Origin of the sequence: Streptomyces sp. NPDC017225, assembly GCF_044331465.1 — a bacterium.
Taxonomy (GTDB): Bacteria; Actinomycetota; Actinomycetes; order Streptomycetales; family Streptomycetaceae; genus Streptomyces.
Window position 1 is genome coordinate 16,513 of the sequence record NZ_JBIRNE010000035.1, and the last position, 19,123, is coordinate 35,635.

Here is a 19,123-nt window from a genome sequence, read left to right on the forward strand (position 1 = left end):
ACTCCTCGGTCTCGGGCAGCCCGCCCGATGAGGTGCGACCTGGATGCGGCAGTGCGCAGCCATCGGAGGACTGGTCGATCGTCCAAGGTCTTGGTCCACTCCGCAATACCCCGTTCACGTACTGGACCGTAGCCGTGCCGTTCGTCCGTGGCTCACCGATACAGAACGGCCCGCTCGACGACGCTCCACGTCGTACTGGTGACGACGTACAGCGCGGCGGCGAGCGGCACCACGGCCACGGTGACAAGCGTGAAGAAGGACATGAACGGCATGACCTTGGTCATCGCCCCGAGCCCCGGCACCTGCTCCCCGCCTCCGGCTCCACCGGCGCCGCCGGCCGGGAGCGCCGGACGGTCGGCCGTCGTCCGCTTGGTGAGCCGGTAGCTGAAGGTGGCGACTGCGGCCACGAGCGCGAACAGCGCGACGTACACGAGCCCTGCGTCCCCGGCCGGTCCGCCGCCGGCGCCCAGCGCGTCGGCCCACCGTCCGCCGAGCGGGGCGGCGAGGAGCTGGTGCGAGAGCAGTGCGTTGGCCTCGCCGCCGATCGAGGAGCTGGAGAAGAGGTGGTAGAGGAGGAAGAAGGCGGGGAGCTGCAACAGGCTGGGCAGGCAGCCCGACAGCGGGGACACCTTCTCCTCGGCGTGCAGTTCGAGCACGGCCTGCTGGAGCTTCTCGGGGTTCTTGGCGTGCTTGCGGCGCAGTTCGGTGATCCGCGGCTGCAGTTCGGTGCGTGCCTTCTGCCCGCGCGCGGCGGCCCGGGACAGAGGGTGGACGAGGAGCCGTACGAGGGCGGTGAACAGGACGATGGCGGCGGCCACGGCGCAGGCGCCGAACAGCGGCTGGAGCAGGTCGGCCAGGTGCTCGACCAGGGTGGCGAAAACGGACATGGGTGGGTGAGCCCTCCGGGGGTCTCGTCGTGCCGGGTGAAGGGGATGGCGGCATGACGACACGACCGGCGCGGGGCCAGAGGTACGGAAGAGGCTGTGCCCTACGCGGTGGTCGCCGGGAGGGCGTGCCCGGGTGCTCGGGGCCGGCGGCGGCCGCGGGCGTCGGGATCGCGTTGCGGCAGGAAGGCCGTACGCAGGTCACGGTCCCTGATCGCCGTGCGCACCCGGGTGGGTGGCACGACGGGAGCGCAACGCGCGGCGATGACGGCGCAGACGGCGAGCGCGGAACCGGCCGCGGCGGTCGCGGCGAGCGCGACGGTGGCGGAGAGGCTTCCGACGTCGACGAGCGCGACGGGGAGGAGCACGAGCAGCAGCACGAGCAGGGGGCGTCCAACGGCCCGTCCTCGGGTCATCGGCCACTCCCCCTCTCGTGCGCGCGTTTGCCCCAGTTATACAGGACTTGGCGCGGGGCTCGTCCGTCCCCGACGCAGCCGGCGATACCCGCACGTTGCCGGAACCGGGCAATGACCGGGACGCACAGGCCGGATAGGTTCCTGCCAGCGCGCGGGGAAGGTACAGGTCGTGGCCACTGGGCTCTTCCGACCGGCGCCCGCGCGGACGGGGGGCGGCACATGGGAGGGACCGGCGTCGGCAGCCCGTGGAGGCTGCTGCGGGCAGCCGCCTGCGGACTGGGTCTGCTGGGCGGGTTCGCGGGCGGGTTGGTGGTGGGCTCGGTCGTGCTGCTGGTGATGGACGGCCCGTCGTTCCCCCCGGTCGTGGTGCTGCTCGTGGCGGGGACGGTCGGATTCTTCTACACGGCACTCGGCAGGGGCATCCTGAGGAAGGGGCCGTGGGCGGCCGCGTGCGGGGTGCTCGCCGGTGTCGTCGCCGCGGCGTCGCTGTTCCTCTGGTACCGGTCGAACCGGGTCGAGGAGGCGTGGGCGGTGCCGAACGACCGTCCCAAGGCCCTGAAGGCGGTCGGGGCTTGGGTTACTCCGGACCTGGCCGTGCGGGCGCGAGCCGATCTGGTGACGGCGTACCGGATCACCGACGGCGCCGTCGCGTGGACGTGGGAACCGCCCGGAAGGGACACCGTCTGCGCCATGAGTGCCGCGACCCATGACGGGCTGGGGCTGATCGGCCACGCGCCCGCCGGGAAGCCGTGCGTCGCCACGGTCGCACTCGACCTGCGGGGAGGCACGACGCGGTGGGCGCACCACGATGACGCCGCGGCCCTGTTCCCGACCGAGCCGTTCGTCATGCGGCTGGCCCTGGCGGGGGATGTCGCGGTCGTGCGTCGAGGTTCGGGCTGGCAGGCCCTGTCCGCCGCCGACGGCCGCGAACTCTGGCGCACCGAAGCGGGTGAGGGCTGCTTTCCCGCCTTCGTCGACGCCGTTCCCGGTTCGGTCGTGGCCGTCGTCCACTGCTCGTCGGAGTCGGAGTCGGAGTCGGAGTCGGGGCCGGTCCGGGCGGCGGCCCTGCGGATCGCCCCGGACACGGGCGCCGTTCTCACCCGGACCGTCCTGCCCGTCCAGGACGGTCTCACCCGCTACGCCGTTCTCTCCGCCGACCCGCTCGTCCTCTGGGTGGGCGAGTCGGTGGCACGAGGTACCCGCGCCGTCCTGGTCATCGACGGCCGGGGCGCGGTGCGCACCACCATCCCCGCCGAGGCGGAGGATCACACGCTGCTCGTCGACGGTTTCGACACCTACGGGACGGTGACGTTCGGGGCGCGCCCGATACCGGCCGCGGTCGTCGACCGGGGTCTGCTCATCGCACCCGCCGTCGAGCCGGGCGACCGGCGCGTGATCCCGGGCAGACACGGTTCTTCCTTCCAGTACGACGGGAGGCTCGTCGCGGTCTCCCTCGACGACGGCACCCGGCGGTGGACCTCCGGCCTCGACGACGAGACACGGGGAATCACCGTGAGCGACGGCTCGGTCTGGGTCCTCGGCAGGGACGACCTGTTCCGCGTCGACCTTGCGAGCGGGCGTCGCGTCCGCACTCTCAGCGGCTACGGCCTCGGTCACGCCCAGCCCGTCTCGCTCACCGTCCGCGGCGACCGCTACCTCGTCATCGCCGAGGACGGCACCGGCTCGCTGCCTCCCGTCCGGGCACTGCGGCCCGACTTCGTCGTCTTCTGACCGGCTCGCGCACCTGGGCGGTCGCCTTCGGGAGAGCCTCTGGCCTGCGGGGACCTCACCTCGGTCACCTCTCGGCAGTACGGTGTCACCCATGCGCCCCGACACGCCTGCCGAAAACGTCGACCACGCCGCCGAGGCGGCCCGCCTGGAGCGAACCGCCGGCCTCTATCCCGAGGACGCCGAGGCCCTGCTCCTGCGCGCCGCGGCCCATCTGGAACTGTCCGGCGACCGCCCCGCCGCGACCAAGCTCTACGACCGTCTGCTGTCGCCCTCCGAGACCGGCCCCTCCGGTCTGGAGAACCCGTCTCTGGTCCGTGCCCTGAAGGCGTCGAACCTGTGGGAGTACGGCCACGAGGCGGAGGCCCGGGCGATCATCGACGGCGTCCGTGCGGCGTCGCCGCGCGACCCTGCCCCCTGGGTGATCGTGGCGGAGGCCCTGGAGGCCCATGACGAGCTGGAGGCGGCGCACGAGTCGTTCACGGAGGGCGCCCGCCTGCTCCTGACGGGCGTGGCGGAACCCCCGTACTCGACGCATCCGCTGCTCTACGGCCGTCACCGCGTCCGCAGGATGCTGGGTCTGCCCCACGACGACTGGGACGCCCTGGCCGACACCCTGCACTCCATGCCGGTCTCCTTGGACGAGCTGCACGACCCGAAGCGCGTCTGGTCGCTGGGCTCGGACAATCCGGCGGACCTGGAGGCGGAGATCTCCCGCCTGCGCGCCGAACTGGGCGCGTATCGCGAGGCTCTCTCCCGCCCCTTCCCGGTGGCCATGCTCCACTGGCCGGCCGGCGAACTGACGGAACTCGTCGAGGCGTACCCGCCCCTCGCCGCCGAGTACCCCTCGTACGAGGAGCACCTGGCGACGATAGAGGCGGCCCTGCGGGAGCTGGCATCGTCCGGCACCCCGAACCTGGGCGTGGTCCGGGGCACGGTCCCGTCGTACGAGGCGTTCGCGGCCTCGGAGAGCGCGTCCCCGGCCGACCCGGACCTCCTCCCCCAGTACGCGACGACGCTCGCGGCCCGGGGACGCGCGGTGGCGTGGCCGCCGCAGCGGGGCGCGGCGTGCTGGTGCGGCTCGGACCAGCCGTACGCGCGGTGCCACGGCCCGGAGGGAACCGGCGCGACGGACCGATGAGTTTCCGCGCCGGCGGCCGTCTACAGGTGCGACAGCCTCTCGAACCGACGAGGAACGCGAGGCGTCGAGCCGAACTCACCGATCCGAGGAGCGGGACGACATGAGCACCGAACAGACCACCGAGGCGGCGCACGGCTTCTCCTACACCCTGACCCGCGCCCTGGACGCCTCCGCGGCCCGGGTCTGGCAGGCCTGGACCACCCCCGACCAGTACGCCCAGTGGGCCCACGCCGCCCCCGGCTCCGTGGAACTGGACGTACGGCCGGGCGGCTCCTGGAAGTCCACGATGATCACCCCCGACGGCACCGAGGTCCCCCTGACCGGCACCTACCAGCAGGTCACCGAGAACCGCCACCTGACCCTCGGCATGGACATCCCCGGCCGCCCCGACCCCGCGACGATGACCATGGAACTCACCGAGGAGGGCCCCCGCAACACCGTGATCACCCTCCGCCAGACCTGCGACACGGCGGAGGAACGCGACATGGCGGAACAGGGCAGCGGCATGCTCCTGGACGGCCTGACGGCCTTCCTGTCGGACGGGGCGGAGGCCTGAGCCCTCGCGGCGGCCTCAGGCCCCCTGGTCATGAAAAGCGTGAACTTTCCCGCCGGAAAGTTCACGCCCCGCTCAGACGAGCGCGACCGCAGGACAGTCCGCGAGTCTCGCCGCTGCTCCAGCCACCCCTCCGTCGCTTCGGTAGAGGAGCGTCGAACCTGGTCACGGCGCCTCGAAACTGGTCACGGCCAGCGCCTTGTCCCACCGGGCGGCGGCAAGGTCGTCGCGGCGGATCACAAAACTCGTGTAGTACTCCTCGTAGATCTCGCCTTCACTGACCAGCGATATCCACTCGCTCGTCAGCCGGTGCTTTTCCTTCTCCAGACGGGAATACCATTCCGCGGTCGGGATGGCCGGGATCTCGCCTGCCTTCTCGCGTCCCGCGAGGGTCTGCTCCGCGATGCTGTTGATCACCTCGTCATCGGCATACCCGCCGATGGCGAGGTAGGCGCCGGACGACCAGAGACTCTCGGCCAGAGCGCGAAGTTCGTCCAGGTGCGGCAGTTCACGCTCCATGTACCGGACCAACTGCTGCTGGAAGGGCGACATGTCCTCCCAGTCGAGATCCTCCCAGAACTCGTGCCAGTCCTCGTCCTCGCCCTCCTCGAGCCAAAGGGGCAGTTCGGCTCTGAGCTCGGCTCTGACGTCGGCCCGCTCGCGGACACACGCGGAGCCGGGGGCCTCCGCGACCGCGGTCTCGGTGCCGTCCGGTACGTACACGACTCGCGCGTACCTCCCGGAACCGTCCTCATGGTCCATCTCCTGATCCACGAAGAAGAGCAGCGTCCCGTCCGCCGGCAGGTCGATGCCGTCGACCCTCGGCAACGCCCCGCAGTCGACGGAAAGGAACAACGGCAACGGAATGTCCCCGGCGGACGGCCACTTCATGCCCACCGGCAGCCGGGGCAGCCCACCGATGTGCCCGACCGGAGAACCATCGCCGTACCTGGGCAATCCGATCACCAAACGAAGGTGCCGGCCGAACCTGCTGATCTCGTCGTCCGGGATGCCCAACTCAAGCGCTGCCCGACGAAACTCTCCCTGGTGATCCATATCCGAGAAGATAAGCCCCTTCCAACCTGGCTGCGTCATCGCGGTGTTGGTGGGCATGGGCTGCACGTGGTGGATGCGAGCGATCGGTCACCCTGGAACATCCCAGCGGGCCCGCGGATCCGCCTCCAGGAAGTTGCCTCTCGTACTCCTGGTCCGGCAGGCCTGTCCGTCTGCTACGGCGCGCCTGGTGATCGACAGTCACATGGCTCCGGTGACACCCGTCAGCGTCCCCGGTCCATCCGTCCTCGACGCGTAAGGTCTCGGCCACCGGGATGCGGAGGCGCTGGAGGGCGGCGTCATCTCCGATCCCGGCCGCTTCCACACCCGCATCCGCATCGAGGGCGACCGGCTCTCCGGCATGGTCGACGACCTCTTCGAGCTCTCCCGCATCCAGGCCCGCTCCCTGGAGCCGGCCCTGACCCGGGTGTCGATCTACGACCTGGTGGACGACGCCCTCGCCACGGCCCGGCCGCTGGCCGACGAGCGGGGCGTTCGTCTGGTGGACGGCGGAGTCGCCGCGTTCCCTGTCCGGGTCGATCCCTCCTCCCGACCACCGGCCCCTCATAGCCCGCCGGCCCCCAACGAGGCGGTCTCCCACGACGCCCGCCCAGGTCGTTGGCGCAGGCTCACTGATGGATCACGGCCCGTCCGAGGCCACGGGCGAGCGGGTTCGATGGCCTGCAGCCTCCCGCGTACGTCGGCCATCAGCTGTCGAGTTACACACTGTCGCTGTCTCGCCACTCCCGATAGCCTGCCTGGTGACTGTTGGCGGCATAGCTTGGGCTGGGCTGGGCGGGGGGACCGTGGGACGGCGCGATGTGCGAGGGCATTACGACGGCCTCGCAGCCGAATACGACGAGCACTGGGTCTACGGGCCGGAGTACGTTCCGTGGATGTCCGGCCGGATTTCCGAAGCGTTGCGCCTCGGCCCGGCCGACCGGATCGCCGACATCGGCTCAGGGACGGGCCTGTTCACCAGGGAGGTGGCCAGGCAACTGCGCCCGAGCCATCCCATTCTGTGCGTCGACCCCTCGGAAGCGATGCTCCGCGAGCTCGGCACCCCTCCCCCAGCGGGGCTGACTCCGGTTGTGGCGTCTGCGGAAGACTTCGCCGAAGGCCGCACCAGGCTGCCGTACAAAGAGCTGGACGCGATCTGGCTGAAGGAGTCGGTGCACCATGTGACCGACCAGGCCCGCACGCTGCGCGGCCTCGCCGACCGGCTGGCCCCGGGCGGTCGGCTGCTGATCGTCATGCTACCGGCCACCATTCGATACCCCTTGTTCAAAGCGGCCCTCACCCGTTTCGAGGAACTGCAACCGGACCCAGCCGTGATCCAAGGCCATCTGCGACAGGCTGGCCTGGAAACCCACATCGGCCATGTCGAGCATGAGCTCCGCATCGACCGGGACAGGTACCTCGGCATGGTCCGCGCCCGCTACATGTCCCTGCTCTCCACCTTCAGTGACAGCGAGATCGAGGAAGGTGTCGAGGAGATGCGCGCCGCCCATCCGAAACCCGTACTGGTCTTCCCGGACCGATTCGCGTTCGTTCTCGGCCGACGGGTGGAGGAGAGCGCGTGAACACCGTCGTCGACGAACGGCTGCGGCGCCTGCGGAGGGAACTCGACGACCACACGCGGATCGCCGACCGTCTCGGTCTTGACCTGGAGCGTCCGTTACGGTCGCTCAACGACGGCTACCCGGAGAACGCGGTCGCGCTGATCGGGAAACTGACCGAAAAGCTCCTCAAGGAGTTGTGGAGGCACCACGACGTCGAGGGTGACCCGTCCACCAAGGCGCTCAACGACCTGGTCAAGCGCTGCCGCCCGTACATCCGCAGCAGCACAGTGCTGGACGCGCTCGACGACATCCGGCGTCTACGCAACCGCTCCACCCACGACGGGTACGACATCAGCGACGAGGACGGGCTGCTCGCCGTGCGCAGACTCGTCGACGTCCTCATCTGGTTCACGGATACGGGGAGCGCGGCCCTGCTCGGCGGGGAACCGGACCTGGCCCCCGAGGTCGCACGGCGCTGCGAGTTCCTCGCCGGGCTTCACGTCACTCTCGGTTACCGCCAGGCCAAGCGATTCGTACTCAGCTCTGACACGGTGTACCTGTTGTTCTGCCGGGAATCGGGGATGCGGCTGGAGTACGTGGAGCTGATGCTCTCCCGGGACGCCGACGACCTCGGAACTGTCCTCACTTCTCGCGGAGGTGAGTTGCTCCGCACTCGGCTGCCCAAGCTCACCCGGTTCGTGGTCGTGGACAATGACGGCGGTGCGGCCCCCGGAGCACTTCACCAGTTGCTGGGCACGGACTTCCGGATCGTGCGGTACGACGGGTTCGTCGACACCGTCGTCAATCTTGACACCCACCTCGCAGGACTCACCGGTGCCACGGCCCCCGAGGACGCTGCCGGGGCTCCGCCCGAGCCGCGAGCCGCCGTCGCCGCGACGGTCCTGAGCACCGACCCGCGCACTGGCGAATCGATGGTGACGGAGTCCGGTGACGCGGCGGAACTCCTCGCACGTCTCGCAGGCGGTAGTGCCAATGTCCTGGTCACTGGCCGTCCAGGCAGCGGAAAGAGCACTCTCTTGCGCACCCTGGCCGCCGACCCGGAGGTCCGCCGCTTCCGCTTCTACTTCGACCTCGGCCTCAAACCGAAGGACGAACCCTTCTCCGAGTACGCGGCACGCATTCTGGCGCCGGCCATGGCCTCGGACCGTTCCCGCGCGTACGACCTCTTCCTCTACCTCATTCGCTCCGGGACCGCGCTGTGCGTACTCGACGCCTTCGACGAGGGAGTCGTGGAGCCGAGCCCAGCCGGGTTCCTGCGCCTGTTCACGGACCTCTCGGCGGTTCTCTCCGCCGAGTCCGCGGTCGTGATCAGCTCCCGGGTCTCCTTCCTCGCGGACTCGCCCCAAGTACGTCAGCTACTGGACAGCGGCGCCGGGCGCTCAGAGCAGCTGGTGGAGCAGATGTACGCGAACGGTGTGGACCCGTCCCGCGTGCCACACTTCCACGTCGTACGCCTCACCGAGCCGGAGGAAACCCCGCTCGAACGACACCTGACCGCGCGACTCGGCCTTCTTCCGGGCCTGCCTCTGGCGGACATCATCAGCGCCCACCTCACGCAGACGCTGACTGAGCGTGGGCATCCCGAGCTGGAACAGCGCCTTCCCGCATCACTCGGTCGGGCGTTCCTCACCGACCGAACCGTGTTCTCTCTCCTCGACCTGCACCGCGAACTGGGCGCCGACGCCTTCGCGGACGGCCGTATCGACTCTGCTGCCTGTGTCCTCGCATCGCTGCTGCGCCCAGCGGGACCGGACCACGTCGCCTTCGTGCACACCGCGTACCAGGAGTTACTGGCTGCCCGGTATCTCGCCGACCCGGCTCACCGGGAGGCCGTGACAGACCTCCCGGGTGGAGCCTTCCTGACGGAGCAGGTACGCGCGTTCCTCGCCGAACTGACCAACAACGGAAGTAACGGCGATGACGACGCCTCGGCGCACGACGACTGTGTGCTGCCCGCCGGGGCGTATCTCGTCGGCCCGGCCGAGCGACTGATGATCCACCGCGTCAAGCGCTCCGTACGCTTCGATCGCCAGGCTGTGACCGTCGCCCGCTACAGGCGCTTCCTTGGCGCGCTCGACACGGACGGCACCTCACGGTGGGACCACCCGGACCAGCCGTCCCATGTCACCCACCGCCCCTGGACCGACCGGTTGCGACACCCCGACTACTACGAGAACCGGCGCTACGACGACCATCCGGCGGTCTGCGTCAACTGGTGGAGCGCCTACGCCTTCGCCGCGTTCGAGGGTAAACGGCTGCCGACCTCGCTCGAATGGGAGGCAGCCGCACGCGGCACCGACGGACGGCTTTTCCCCTGGGGTGATACCCCGGACAGCAGTCGTGTCAACTGCGCCGACGCCTGGGTCGGCCGCCCCGTCGTGACCTATCAGGCGTGGTACCGCGACTTCGCGGGCGACGCCGTTCGCCGGGCAGGCGTCACCCCCGCTGACGAGCGCCCGGACAACCGCTCTCCGTTCGGAGTGCTGGACATGGTGGGCAACTGCTGGGAGTGGACCTCCACATCGGTGGACGACGTCGCCGAGGCCGTCATCTGCGGCGGAAGCTACGACAACCCGATGCGCGCAGTGCAGGCCAGCACCAAGGGCATCTACCGCAAGCGTGGCGGAAGCAACGCGGTCGGCTTCCGCTGCGTCGAGGACGTGGACGCGGCAGAAGGCCCCGCCACGGCCGGGAGCATCGGCGCGACTGAAGTGAGGGAGACGACGGCATGAGTGGTGGCAGCGAAGGCGGTGGTATCGCCGGCAGCGGCGGGCCACGGCACGGGACCATCGTCACCCGGCGGCCCAGCGGCGGCGGAGCGAGTGGGGCGCTCGGCTCCTACATCGTCCGGGACGACGAGGACGAGCACTACTACAACTTCGACTACCGGCAGATCGTGACCGAGGGCTTTCGCACTATCCGTACAGGCGAGCACGTCCGTTTCCACACCAGTGCCACGAGCCCCGACCAGGCGGAGTTCGTCATCCGTCTCGACCAGCCCGACCCTGCCGAGTACTACCGGTGACGACAGCCGACGCCGCACCACCTCTCGACGGCATCACAGGCGCTCGGCAGGAGCTGACCGTCGTCCTGCCCGCCCGGCTGCATCGTGTCCCCAACTGGGCTGAAGGCCCCTTTCCGTTCGAACTCGGCAGTCGCCGGACGGACACGCAGACGCGGTCCACCTACTTCGCCCCGGCCTCCGCCCGAGCTCTCTACGGCGCGCCGGGGCGGCCCCGCCGCTGGCATCTACCCCTGGACGTGAAGCACGAGGGGATGAGCCTGCTCGGTGTGGAGCTGCTCCGCGCGGGCACCGCTCGCGATCCGGAACACGCCTTGGCCGTTCTGCACTTCGGCGTGGAACGACCACTCCTCCCAGTACTCCGGGCGATCGCCGGCCGCGGCTCAGCTCCCGGTGACGAACGCCTGACTGGACTCACCGGACCGTTCGACCCTGCCCTGCTCCTGAGTGGAATCGCCGACGTCCATGACTCCGCCGCACCCTTCGCCATAGCCAGGCCGTACACGATCGCCTTCCTCACTCCGACGTCACACCACACTTCCGCACTCCGCGACGGGCCCGAAGGGAGCCTGCCGACCACCGCCGACAGCTGGCTGTGGCAGCTGGCCTCCCGCTCGAACCCACAGGACTTTCCCCTGGCTCCAGAGACAACAGCGGAGCACCTGAGGGACACCGTACGTATCTCCGCCGACTGGAGCGCTTTGGTACTGCGGCAGGGCGCCGCCTTCCTCGGCCACCGGCCCGACACCGGCGAGGCAGACTTCTACGGCTTCGGCGCGCTGCACTCCCGCACCATCTACCTCGACGCCCTGCTGCTCGGTTCGCTCCAGCGCGACCATATCGACGAACTCACTGACGAGCTCTCGGAGGTTTTCGCCTCTCCCCGGCACCTGGCCCGTCGCGTCGCCGGTCTGGAGAGGAACATCGCGCTCTTCCGCAGCGGCTACTGGCGGCAACACCTCACGGCCCACGGCCCCGCGAACGAACTCCTGCTCGCCTTTCAGAACCAGCACCGGCTACCGGCCCGCTTCGCCGAGATCCTCACCGAGGCCGCTGACTACAGCCGGTTGGTCCAAACCCAGGAAAGCCAGCAGATCAGCGGCGCCCTGGGCGTCCTGACCATCCTCGGTCTCCCCCTTGGTACGGCCCTTGGCATCCTCCAGGTCCTCGACGACGACTCCCTGTCTCACCTGCTCATCGCCCTGACTCTGTCGGTGGCCGCGACGGGCGGGGTGCTGACGACTCGGTACGGGCGCCTGGTGTTGTCGTCGCTGCGGGGTGGAAAGGGACGGTAATCGCCTCCGAGCGCCCCTCACCGCCAAGAGGGCATCGCTCCAGTTCAACGGGATACGGCTCGCTGCGGACCACCAAACACACTCCTGCGTTCTGCCAAAGTACGCGGCGACACCGGCGGCAGGAGGGCATGCGGTGGCTCGGTGGCGCCGCGGCCACAGCAAGGGCTGAGGGTCGGCGTGGGTCGGAAACACTGACCAGGAGTGCCACAGGAGGTGACGTCCGGACATCCCTCTCCCCGAGCGACCTCCACACTGAGCGTCTGTGCCGACCCGCCGGCCGGCACAATGGATGCCGTGTCCGGTGTTGTGCCCTCCTCTGCCGCCGTGTCCGCCCGCATGAGCCGACAGGGCTCCCGCGACACTGCTCCCGAGATCGCCGTACGTCGTCTACTGCACGCCGCCGGTCTGCGGTACCGGGTCAACATGCCCGTTCCCGGGATGCCACGTCGCACGATCGACATCGCCTTCACCAAGGCACGCGTTGCGATCTTCCTGGACGGCTGCTTCTGGCACGGCTGCCCCCAGCACGCAACGCACCCGAAGGCGAATGCCGCATGGTGGCGGACCAAGTTGGACAAGAACATGGCGCGCGACCGTGAAACCTCAGAACACCTGCGCAAGGAAGGGTGGACCGTCCTCCGGTTCTGGGAGCACGAGGCCCCCGACGCCATCGCTCTGGCCGTACAAGAGGCAAGGAGGGCCGTGAACGGTCCGGATGCCCGCACGAGGGGTGACGACTGAGCGCCGCTCAAGCAGACGCGTGGGCTCTTCACCCAATGTCCGAGCCTGGCGCTACGGTCGCCATTGATCGCATCAAACCGTTGACCCCGAGGCGAGTAGATGAAGACGGATTGGCAATTCGACGTCCCCACGGCCGGAAGCAAATTTCTGCCCCCTGAAGCACGCTACATGGAAGCTCTCAGTAGTCAGGGGTACGCCTTCGAAGTGGCCATCGCCGACCTGGTCGACAACTCGATCGATGCCGGCGCCAAGGATGTCGTGATCCACTTTCTTCGGGACGGCGACCAATTGGTCAGCCTGTTGGTCGTGGACGACGGCAAGGGCATGACCGACGATGGCCTGGACGTCGCCATGACCGTCGGTGGTCGCCGCGACTACGCGGATGACGCGTTGGGGATGTTCGGTACCGGTCTGAAGTCGGCGTCCCTGAGTCATGCATCGGCGGTCACTGTCGTCAGCACGACCAAGCGGACCCGCGCCACGGGACGGCGTTGGTTGATGGAGCGAGCTGTCTCGGGCTTCCAGTGCGACATCGTGGACCCGTCGTACGCTCAGGCCCTCCTCGACCGCTACGCGGGGCGGCCCATCACGTGGCAGGGCACCGTGGTTCGGTGGGACGGGGTAAAGGACTTTCCCAAGCACGGTGGCGGCGGCCAGACCGATCGCTATGTGCAACGCACCATCAACAAACTGGGACTGCACCTGGGACTGCACCTGCACCGCTTCCTGTCACGGGACGACTTCAACATCACCATCGCGGTCGAAGACGTACGCACCAGCACTGTCTATCTGGCCTTCGGCGTGGAGCCTCTCGATCCGTTCGGATACCCGGTGAGTGGCGATCCCGAATACCCGCGGACATTCCTGGCTCCTGTCCCGTCCGTCGGTGACGTACGGTTGGAGGCACACATCTGGACCCCCAGATCCACGGTCGACGAGTACAAGGCTGTCGGCTCGGTCATCGAACGACAGGGCTTCTACTTCTACCGACACGATCGCCTGGTGCAGGCAGGCAGTTGGAACAACTTCCGGCAGCCCGAACAGCGCCTGTCCCTTGCACGCGTGTCAGTCGATCTGCCGGATGTAGCGAATGACGTCTTCGGTCTGACCGTGAAGAAGTCGGAAGTCCAGGCCTCTTCCGAGTTCACCTCGGCGTTGGAGAAGGCCACCGACGCAGAGGGCCGCACGTTCCTCGACTACTTGGCGGCTGCGGACGCCGTCCACCGGGAGGCTCGCAGACGCACCAGCACCACGCGAAGGGCGGTGATTCCGCCGGGGCGCGGCTTCGACCCGGGACTTCGCGAGGCGATCACCGAAGAGCTGCCCCTCATACCTCACGAGGAGCCGATCGCGGTCCGCTGGCAGAAGCTCGACAACGGCCTCTTCTTCGACATCGACCGCGAGAACCGGACAATGGTCCTCAACCAGCAGTATCGAACAGCGATCCTGGGTGGGCGTCGAGGAGGCCTCAACGACGTTCCGCTTCTCAAGGCCCTGATGTGGCTCGTGCTGCACCAGGTCTTCGAAAAGGAATACAGCGGAAGTCGAGAGAAGGACAACCTGCAACTGTGGCAGTCGATCCTGGTCGCGGCAGCCAGAGCCGAGGCCCAGCGAGGCGGCGACGATGAATGACTGCCCCCACGTGCCCTGGTCCGAGGTCGAGCACTTCCTCGGCAGGAAGCAGGCAACGACCTTCCCTCTCTCAGCGCGCTCCACGCACCCACAGGTCTCGTACGTCGTCGGTCATGGAGGCCGGGACATAGCCCTCCACGTGGAGCTGGACCGTGGGGGCCGCCCGCCTCGGTCGATCCTGCCGACGATCCGCATCGATCAGATAGCGGAGCGGGGAATGCGGCTGGCGCGCATCAGCACCACCGAGGTCGCTCTGATGCGCGACTTCCACGACCTGCTGACGGCGGTAGCGGATCGCATCGTGGCCCACGGGCGCACACTGGACCAGGCGTACGCGGAAACCATTCGAGGTTGGAGCTCACTGCTGAGCCGGCCCCACGGCCTGGACATGCAGAAACGTCTCGGCTTGATGGGTGAACTCGGTGCCATGTGCTCAGTCGCCGCAGCATACGGCTGGAGTACCGCCGTGCGGTCCTGGACCGGGCCGAAGGGTGAAGAACACGATTTCGGTCTGCCCGAACTCGACCTCGAGGTAAAGACGACGGCGACGGAGACCCGCCAGCACACGATCCACGGGTTCGGTCAATTGGAAGCCAAGCTCGGACGTCCGCTGTGGCTCATGTCGATACAGCTCACTCGAGGCGGCGCGGCCGGACGTACACTCTCGGGCTGCGTCCGATCGGTACGCTCCGCAGTCGGCGAACGCGCGCCAGCCGTACTCGACCACCTCGACCGCAAACTGGCCTCGGCCGGCTGGACGGACACCCAGGACGACGAGCAGTGGTCAGTCCGCTCCGCCCCGGCCCTCCTCGACTCCTCCGCACTGCCGCGGCTGGACGCGTCGGAACTCACCAACTTCGTCCGGGAAAGAATATCCGGCGTCCAATACGTCATAGACGTCACAGGGCTGACGCCTACGCTCACTCCGCCGCCTTTTCTGAGTCACTTCCGACTCCCCTGAGATACCGAGGAACGCTGTCCATGAACAACGCAGAAATCCTACGACTCACGTTGCACCGGTCGGCACTCGGCGGTATGCAGGCCGGCCGACCTAAGAACTTGGAACGCGCCCTGCAATACCAGGCGGAGGATGAAGGCCCCGAGGCAGAGGATCTCGCTCGCGAGACGGACTTTCAGCGGACGCTCGACTTGTCGCACTCCACGGACCAGTTGGTGGACCTTTGGCGCAAGCAACTCACGCAGTGGGACTACTTGGAAGGTCCCGACTGGTCTGATACGGCACCCAGGTCCGTCGAGCGTCGAGTCGCCGTCTACGATCTGCTGGCCCTCCAGGACGACACCCGAGAACTATTGACCTCGCTGATTCCTGTTCCCCGGGCAGACGGAACGGTCGTAATCAGCGACGAGTTCACTCCGTGGTACACCCCTCAGTCGCAGCAGGGCCGGGCGTGGTACTGGCCCGCCTACCGACGAATGCTGAGCGAGGGCAAGGAATGGCCCGAAACCGCAGTCGCCGCTCTCGATCAAGCTTCGGACCGAGTCGTCGAAAGACTCGCGAACCCGATCGATGAAGCCGCCTACCAGACCAAGGGTCTCGTCGTCGGATACGTACAGTCCGGTAAGACCGCGAACTTCACGGCGGTCATCGCCAAGGCTATTGACGCCGGTTATCGACTGATCATCGTCCTGGGCGGCACACTCAACCATCTGCGTGCGCAGACCCAACGACGCCTGGACATGGAGCTCGTGGGTCGTGAGAACATCTTGCGCGGAGCGGCGGACTACGAATCCGACTATGCGGACGACCCCGCCTGGCCGATGGGTAAGTTCCTGTCGCACGAAGCACTCCCGTCCACTCGGGGAGCCTTTGACATCGTTCGCATGACGACGCGCGACAACGACTACAAGAGCCTTCTCCAGGGCATCGTGGCGCTCGAGTTCGAAAAGCAGGAGCCTAATCTTCCACTGTACGAACCGCACAATCTCCATCGCGCCTCGGCGCGTCTGATGGTAGTGAAGAAGAACAAGAGCGTCCTCACCAAACTGGTCAAGGACCTCAACAAGATCAAGACCCCGCTCACCGAGATTCCGGTGCTCATCATCGATGACGAGTCCGACGAGGCATCGGTCAACACGGCCAACCTCCGTAAGCCGGACGCCGAGCGCACTGCAATCAATCAGAAGATCTCAGAGCTTCTCCGCATACTGCCCCGGGCCCAGTACGTGGGATATACCGCGACCCCTTTCGCCAACGTCTTCGTGGACCCCGGCGACACGGAGGACGTCTTCCCGAAGGACTTCATCGTCTCCCTACCGCGACCCGCGGGCTACATGGGCGTCCAGGACTTCCACGATCTCGATTCGGCGATCCCTGAAGCGGAGCGCACTTTCGCGAATTCGAACGAGAAGGCCCATGTCCGCGGCATCATCCTCTCTGACGAGGAGGACGACGAGCCGCTTCAGCAAGCCATGGACATGTTCGTCCTGACGGCCGCGATGAAGCTGTACCGCGAGGTGCACGGGTTGGGCGACCGCTACTTCCAACACCACACAATGCTCATCCACGAGAGCGTGCGCACGGCGGACCACCGTGAACTGCTGGCACGGGTGACCAGGCTCTGGTGGAACGCCGGCTACTCGGGGGAACGCGGCCACCAGCGTTTGCGCAAGCTCTTCGAGAACGATGTACTCCCGGTGTCCCGAGTGCGCGCGGACGGCCACGCAGTGCCGGCCACGTACGAGGAGCTGAGTACCCACATCGGTGCCGCCGCCATTCGGATCGGGGGCGACGACCACCCGATCATCGTCATCAACGGCGACAAGGACATCGAGACCGGCGAGGCCGACTTCGACAAGCGGTCCATCTGGAAGATCCTGATCGGCGGGCAGAAACTGGCCCGTGGATTCACCGTCGAAGGCCTCACCGTCACCTACTACCGACGCCTCACGAACAACGCCTCCACGTTGATGCAGATGGGGCGCTGGTTCGGCTTCCGCAAGGGCTACCGAGATCTCGTCCGCCTGTACCTGGGACGCGAGGAGACCATGAAGGCCAGGGATGTCGACCTCTATGAGGCCTTCGAGGCGATCTGCCGCGATGAAGAAGCCTTTCGACAGGAGTTGCGACAGTACTCGGAATTTGTCGACGGGCGAGCTCAGGTGACTCCCGCTCAGGTGCCGCCGCTCGTCTCGCAGCATCTGTCCTGGCTTCCACCCGCGAGCAAGAACAAGATGTTCAATGCTCGACTGGTCAACAAGCGGACGCCCGGTAGGTGGGAGGAGCCCACCGCCTACCCCGCGGGTGCGCCCGCGTTGCGGCACAACACGGGCCTGTGGTTGCCCGTGCTCGAATCCCTCTCGATCGCTCCCACCACGTTCGAGTATTCGACCGACGGCGAGACCTTCGGGTTCGACGCGTTCACCGGTTCCCTTTCCGGTGAGGGGTTCCTCGCGCTCGCGCAGTCACTCAAGTGGGGTGCGGACAGCCAATTTGCCCCCCACCTCGCTTACCTGACCGAGATCTGTGGGGGCTCGACACCCCAGGTGGACGATTGGCTCGTCCTCGCCCCGCAGCACAGGACCGGAAAGAAGAAGCTGGCGATCGACTCGTCCGAGCGTTCGTACTCCTGGTTCAGTCGCAAGCGTCGACGCGGCCCGCTCTTCAGCGCCATCAGCGAACCGAAGCACCGCCCCAGCGCCTATCGCATCGCCGGCGCCTTCCCTGCGGGTGGCAACGGCGCGACCGAGCGTCACGTGGCGGAGCGGCGCGGAGTGGTGTCGCTGTATCCCGTCGTCGAGCCTCAGCACAGGGACGAGGTCGAGGCCTCAGGCCGGATCGACTCCGGCAAGTTGGTCATGGCCTTCGCCTTCGTTGCTCCGGCGGCGGCTCACGGGCGAGACGGGAAGGCAGTCGTCTTCACCACGATCGATTCGTCGAACAACGCCATCATCCCTCGTCAGCAGGTTTAACTCAGCCACCTCATCACAGTGGCACTGCGGGCTCGCCCGGTGGCACAGAGCCCGCAGTGCGCCGTACGTCTGCGCCCCTCACATCTGAGATCCTGCCGCCGGAAGGCACGTCTCACGACGGAGCGATGATCCGAGGGGGAGCGACTATATGGGCGACCAGCAATTCACGGCCGTCGAACTTTGCTCAGGGGTGGGAGGACAAGCCATCGGCCTCGAGCAAGCAGGCTTCGAGGTGACGGCAGCCGTGGACATCGACGAGGACAGTTGCCGGACCGTCTCGAAAAACCGTCCCGGCTGGTATGTGATCCATGCCGACCTGAAGCGCCTGAATCCACTGGATCACGCGCCGCTCGACCACGCAGACATCCTCAGCTGCGGCCTGCCCCGCTCCCCCTACACCATTGCGGGGAAGCAACTCGCCACGAGCGACTCACGAGACACCCTTCAAGCCGTGCTGGACATGGCTTCCTTCGTACGTCCCCGGGTCCTTCTTCTGGAGAACATCCCCACATTCCTTCGTGCTCCCAAGTTCGAGGCGCAACGTGTCAAGGTCCGCGAGGCCGTCGAAGACCTCGGCTACGAGATGGTCTCCACGGTCCTCGACGCCACCTCTTTCGCGGTGCCACAGCATCGGTCTCATGCATTCATCGTCGCCATGCGTTCCGAGGACATGGCCCGTTTCGAGTGGCCGTCCCCGGTGTCCGGCCCATGCCCGACCCTGGGCGAGACACTGTCGGCGTCGATGGGGTCCGGCGGCTGGACCGGCGCGGCCGAGTGGGCCGCACGCGCCTGCGAGCCGGCGCCACTGGTCATGGGCGGGGCGGCGGGGCGCGGGGGCGCGGACCTGGGAGCGAGCCGGGCCAAAGCCATCTGGGCGCGTTGGGGAATCTACGGCGGCAGCATCGCGGACGCCGTGCCCGGACCCGACTTCCGGCTGGATGCAGAAATCGCTCCCCGCTTCGGCCTGCCCCGCCTGACCGTCAACCAAGTGGCCCTACTGCAAGGATTCGAGCCCAGCTGGCAGATCACCGGGCGGAAGACCTCGGCCTATCGACAGATCAGCCAGACGACACCGCCCCCGGTGGCTGCCGCGCTAGGTAGGCAGATTGCCGTGGCTCTGGGACGTTGATCGCGATTGTCGGGCA

15 protein-coding genes are annotated in these 19,123 nt (G+C 67.7%); 12 read left to right on the plus strand and 3 right to left on the minus strand.

Going from position 1 to position 19,123, the window contains the following annotated elements:
- Positions 1–152: 152 nt before the first annotated feature.
- Positions 153–887 carry a YidC/Oxa1 family membrane protein insertase gene (locus tag ACH4NX_RS37235; protein WP_398130273.1) on the minus strand — a complete coding sequence of 245 codons (735 nt, stop codon included), beginning with the start codon at positions 885–887 and terminating at the stop codon, positions 153–155.
- A gap of 101 nt (positions 888–988) precedes the next feature.
- Positions 989–1,300 (minus strand): DUF6412 domain-containing protein, encoded by a 312-nt coding sequence (locus ACH4NX_RS37240; RefSeq protein ID WP_351400598.1) that lies wholly within the window; start codon positions 1,298–1,300, stop codon positions 989–991.
- A gap of 219 nt (positions 1,301–1,519) precedes the next feature.
- Here ACH4NX_RS37240 and ACH4NX_RS37245 point away from each other — a divergent pair, with 219 nt between their 5' ends.
- From ACH4NX_RS37245 to ACH4NX_RS37255, 3 genes are all read left to right on the plus strand, one after another.
- Positions 1,520–3,031, plus strand: coding sequence for a hypothetical protein (locus ACH4NX_RS37245; RefSeq protein WP_398130274.1), 1,512 nt, complete (start codon positions 1,520–1,522; stop codon positions 3,029–3,031).
- Between the two features lie 91 nt (positions 3,032–3,122).
- A complete protein-coding gene (locus tag ACH4NX_RS37250; RefSeq protein WP_351400596.1) occupies positions 3,123–4,169 on the plus strand; it encodes an SEC-C domain-containing protein in 1,047 nt (348 codons plus the stop codon).
- 100 nt (positions 4,170–4,269) lie between these two features.
- Complete coding sequence (locus tag ACH4NX_RS37255; RefSeq protein WP_351400595.1) at positions 4,270–4,725, plus strand: SRPBCC domain-containing protein; 456 nt, start codon at positions 4,270–4,272, stop codon at positions 4,723–4,725.
- A gap of 162 nt (positions 4,726–4,887) precedes the next feature.
- On the opposite strand, the gene ACH4NX_RS37260 is transcribed toward ACH4NX_RS37255, so the two are convergent.
- Positions 4,888–5,835: a DUF1963 domain-containing protein gene (locus tag ACH4NX_RS37260; protein ID WP_398130275.1), complete on the minus strand. Its 948-nt coding sequence runs from the start codon at positions 5,833–5,835 to the stop codon at positions 4,888–4,890.
- Positions 5,836–6,581: 746 nt separating this feature from the next.
- Here ACH4NX_RS37260 and ACH4NX_RS37265 point away from each other — a divergent pair.
- The 9 genes from ACH4NX_RS37265 to ACH4NX_RS37305 all read left to right on the plus strand — a co-directional run bounded on the left by ACH4NX_RS37265 (position 6,582) and on the right by ACH4NX_RS37305 (position 19,107).
- On the plus strand, positions 6,582–7,358 hold the full coding sequence (locus ACH4NX_RS37265) for a class I SAM-dependent methyltransferase (RefSeq protein ID WP_398130276.1): 777 nt from the start codon (positions 6,582–6,584) through the stop codon (positions 7,356–7,358).
- A complete protein-coding gene (locus ACH4NX_RS37270; protein ID WP_398130277.1) occupies positions 7,355–10,090 on the plus strand; it encodes an SUMF1/EgtB/PvdO family nonheme iron enzyme in 2,736 nt (911 codons plus the stop codon). The genes ACH4NX_RS37265 and ACH4NX_RS37270 overlap by 4 nt, the downstream gene beginning before the upstream one ends.
- Entirely contained in the window at positions 10,087–10,383 is a 297-nt protein-coding gene (locus ACH4NX_RS37275; RefSeq protein WP_398130278.1) for a hypothetical protein, read from the plus strand. The genes ACH4NX_RS37270 and ACH4NX_RS37275 overlap by 4 nt, the downstream gene beginning before the upstream one ends.
- Positions 10,380–11,675: a hypothetical protein gene (locus tag ACH4NX_RS37280; RefSeq protein ID WP_398130279.1), complete on the plus strand. Its 1,296-nt coding sequence runs from the start codon at positions 10,380–10,382 to the stop codon at positions 11,673–11,675. The genes ACH4NX_RS37275 and ACH4NX_RS37280 overlap by 4 nt, the downstream gene beginning before the upstream one ends.
- 285 nt (positions 11,676–11,960) lie before the next feature.
- Positions 11,961–12,416, plus strand: a complete 456-nt coding sequence (locus tag ACH4NX_RS37285; protein WP_398130297.1) for a very short patch repair endonuclease — start codon at positions 11,961–11,963, stop codon at positions 12,414–12,416.
- Between the two features lie 99 nt (positions 12,417–12,515).
- Positions 12,516–14,048: an ATP-binding protein gene (locus ACH4NX_RS37290; protein ID WP_398130280.1), complete on the plus strand. Its 1,533-nt coding sequence runs from the start codon at positions 12,516–12,518 to the stop codon at positions 14,046–14,048.
- 139 nt (positions 14,049–14,187) lie between these two features.
- On the plus strand, positions 14,188–15,009 hold the full coding sequence (locus ACH4NX_RS37295; RefSeq protein WP_398130281.1) for a PD-(D/E)XK motif protein: 822 nt from the start codon (positions 14,188–14,190) through the stop codon (positions 15,007–15,009).
- 20 nt (positions 15,010–15,029) lie between these two features.
- Positions 15,030–17,978 carry a Z1 domain-containing protein gene (locus tag ACH4NX_RS37300; RefSeq protein ID WP_398130282.1) on the plus strand — a complete coding sequence of 983 codons (2,949 nt, stop codon included), beginning with the start codon at positions 15,030–15,032 and terminating at the stop codon, positions 17,976–17,978.
- Between the two features lie 148 nt (positions 17,979–18,126).
- Positions 18,127–19,107 carry a DNA cytosine methyltransferase gene (locus tag ACH4NX_RS37305; protein WP_398130283.1) on the plus strand — a complete coding sequence of 327 codons (981 nt, stop codon included), beginning with the start codon at positions 18,127–18,129 and terminating at the stop codon, positions 19,105–19,107.
- The last annotated feature ends 16 nt before the right edge of the window (positions 19,108–19,123 follow it).

Bases quoted from the DNA above. Each gene is read 5' to 3' on its own strand.
- ACH4NX_RS37245 (WP_398130274.1), top strand. From the start codon at position 1,520: ATGGGAGGGACCGGCGTCGGCAGCCCGTGGAGGCTGCTGCGGGCAGCC.
- ACH4NX_RS37275 (WP_398130278.1), top strand. From the start codon at position 10,087: ATGAGTGGTGGCAGCGAAGGCGGTGGTATCGCCGGCAGCGGCGGGCCA.
- ACH4NX_RS37290 (WP_398130280.1), top strand. From the start codon at position 12,516: ATGAAGACGGATTGGCAATTCGACGTCCCCACGGCCGGAAGCAAATTT.
- ACH4NX_RS37285 (WP_398130297.1), top strand. From the start codon at position 11,961: ATGGATGCCGTGTCCGGTGTTGTGCCCTCCTCTGCCGCCGTGTCCGCC.
- ACH4NX_RS37240 (WP_351400598.1), bottom strand. From the start codon at position 1,300: ATGACCCGAGGACGGGCCGTTGGACGCCCCCTGCTCGTGCTGCTGCTC.
- ACH4NX_RS37255 (WP_351400595.1), top strand. From the start codon at position 4,270: ATGAGCACCGAACAGACCACCGAGGCGGCGCACGGCTTCTCCTACACC.
- ACH4NX_RS37260 (WP_398130275.1), bottom strand. From the start codon at position 5,835: ATGCCCACCAACACCGCGATGACGCAGCCAGGTTGGAAGGGGCTTATC.
- ACH4NX_RS37305 (WP_398130283.1), top strand. From the start codon at position 18,127: ATGGGCGACCAGCAATTCACGGCCGTCGAACTTTGCTCAGGGGTGGGA.
- ACH4NX_RS37235 (WP_398130273.1), bottom strand. From the start codon at position 887: ATGTCCGTTTTCGCCACCCTGGTCGAGCACCTGGCCGACCTGCTCCAG.
- ACH4NX_RS37300 (WP_398130282.1), top strand. From the start codon at position 15,030: ATGAACAACGCAGAAATCCTACGACTCACGTTGCACCGGTCGGCACTC.
- ACH4NX_RS37250 (WP_351400596.1), top strand. From the start codon at position 3,123: ATGCGCCCCGACACGCCTGCCGAAAACGTCGACCACGCCGCCGAGGCG.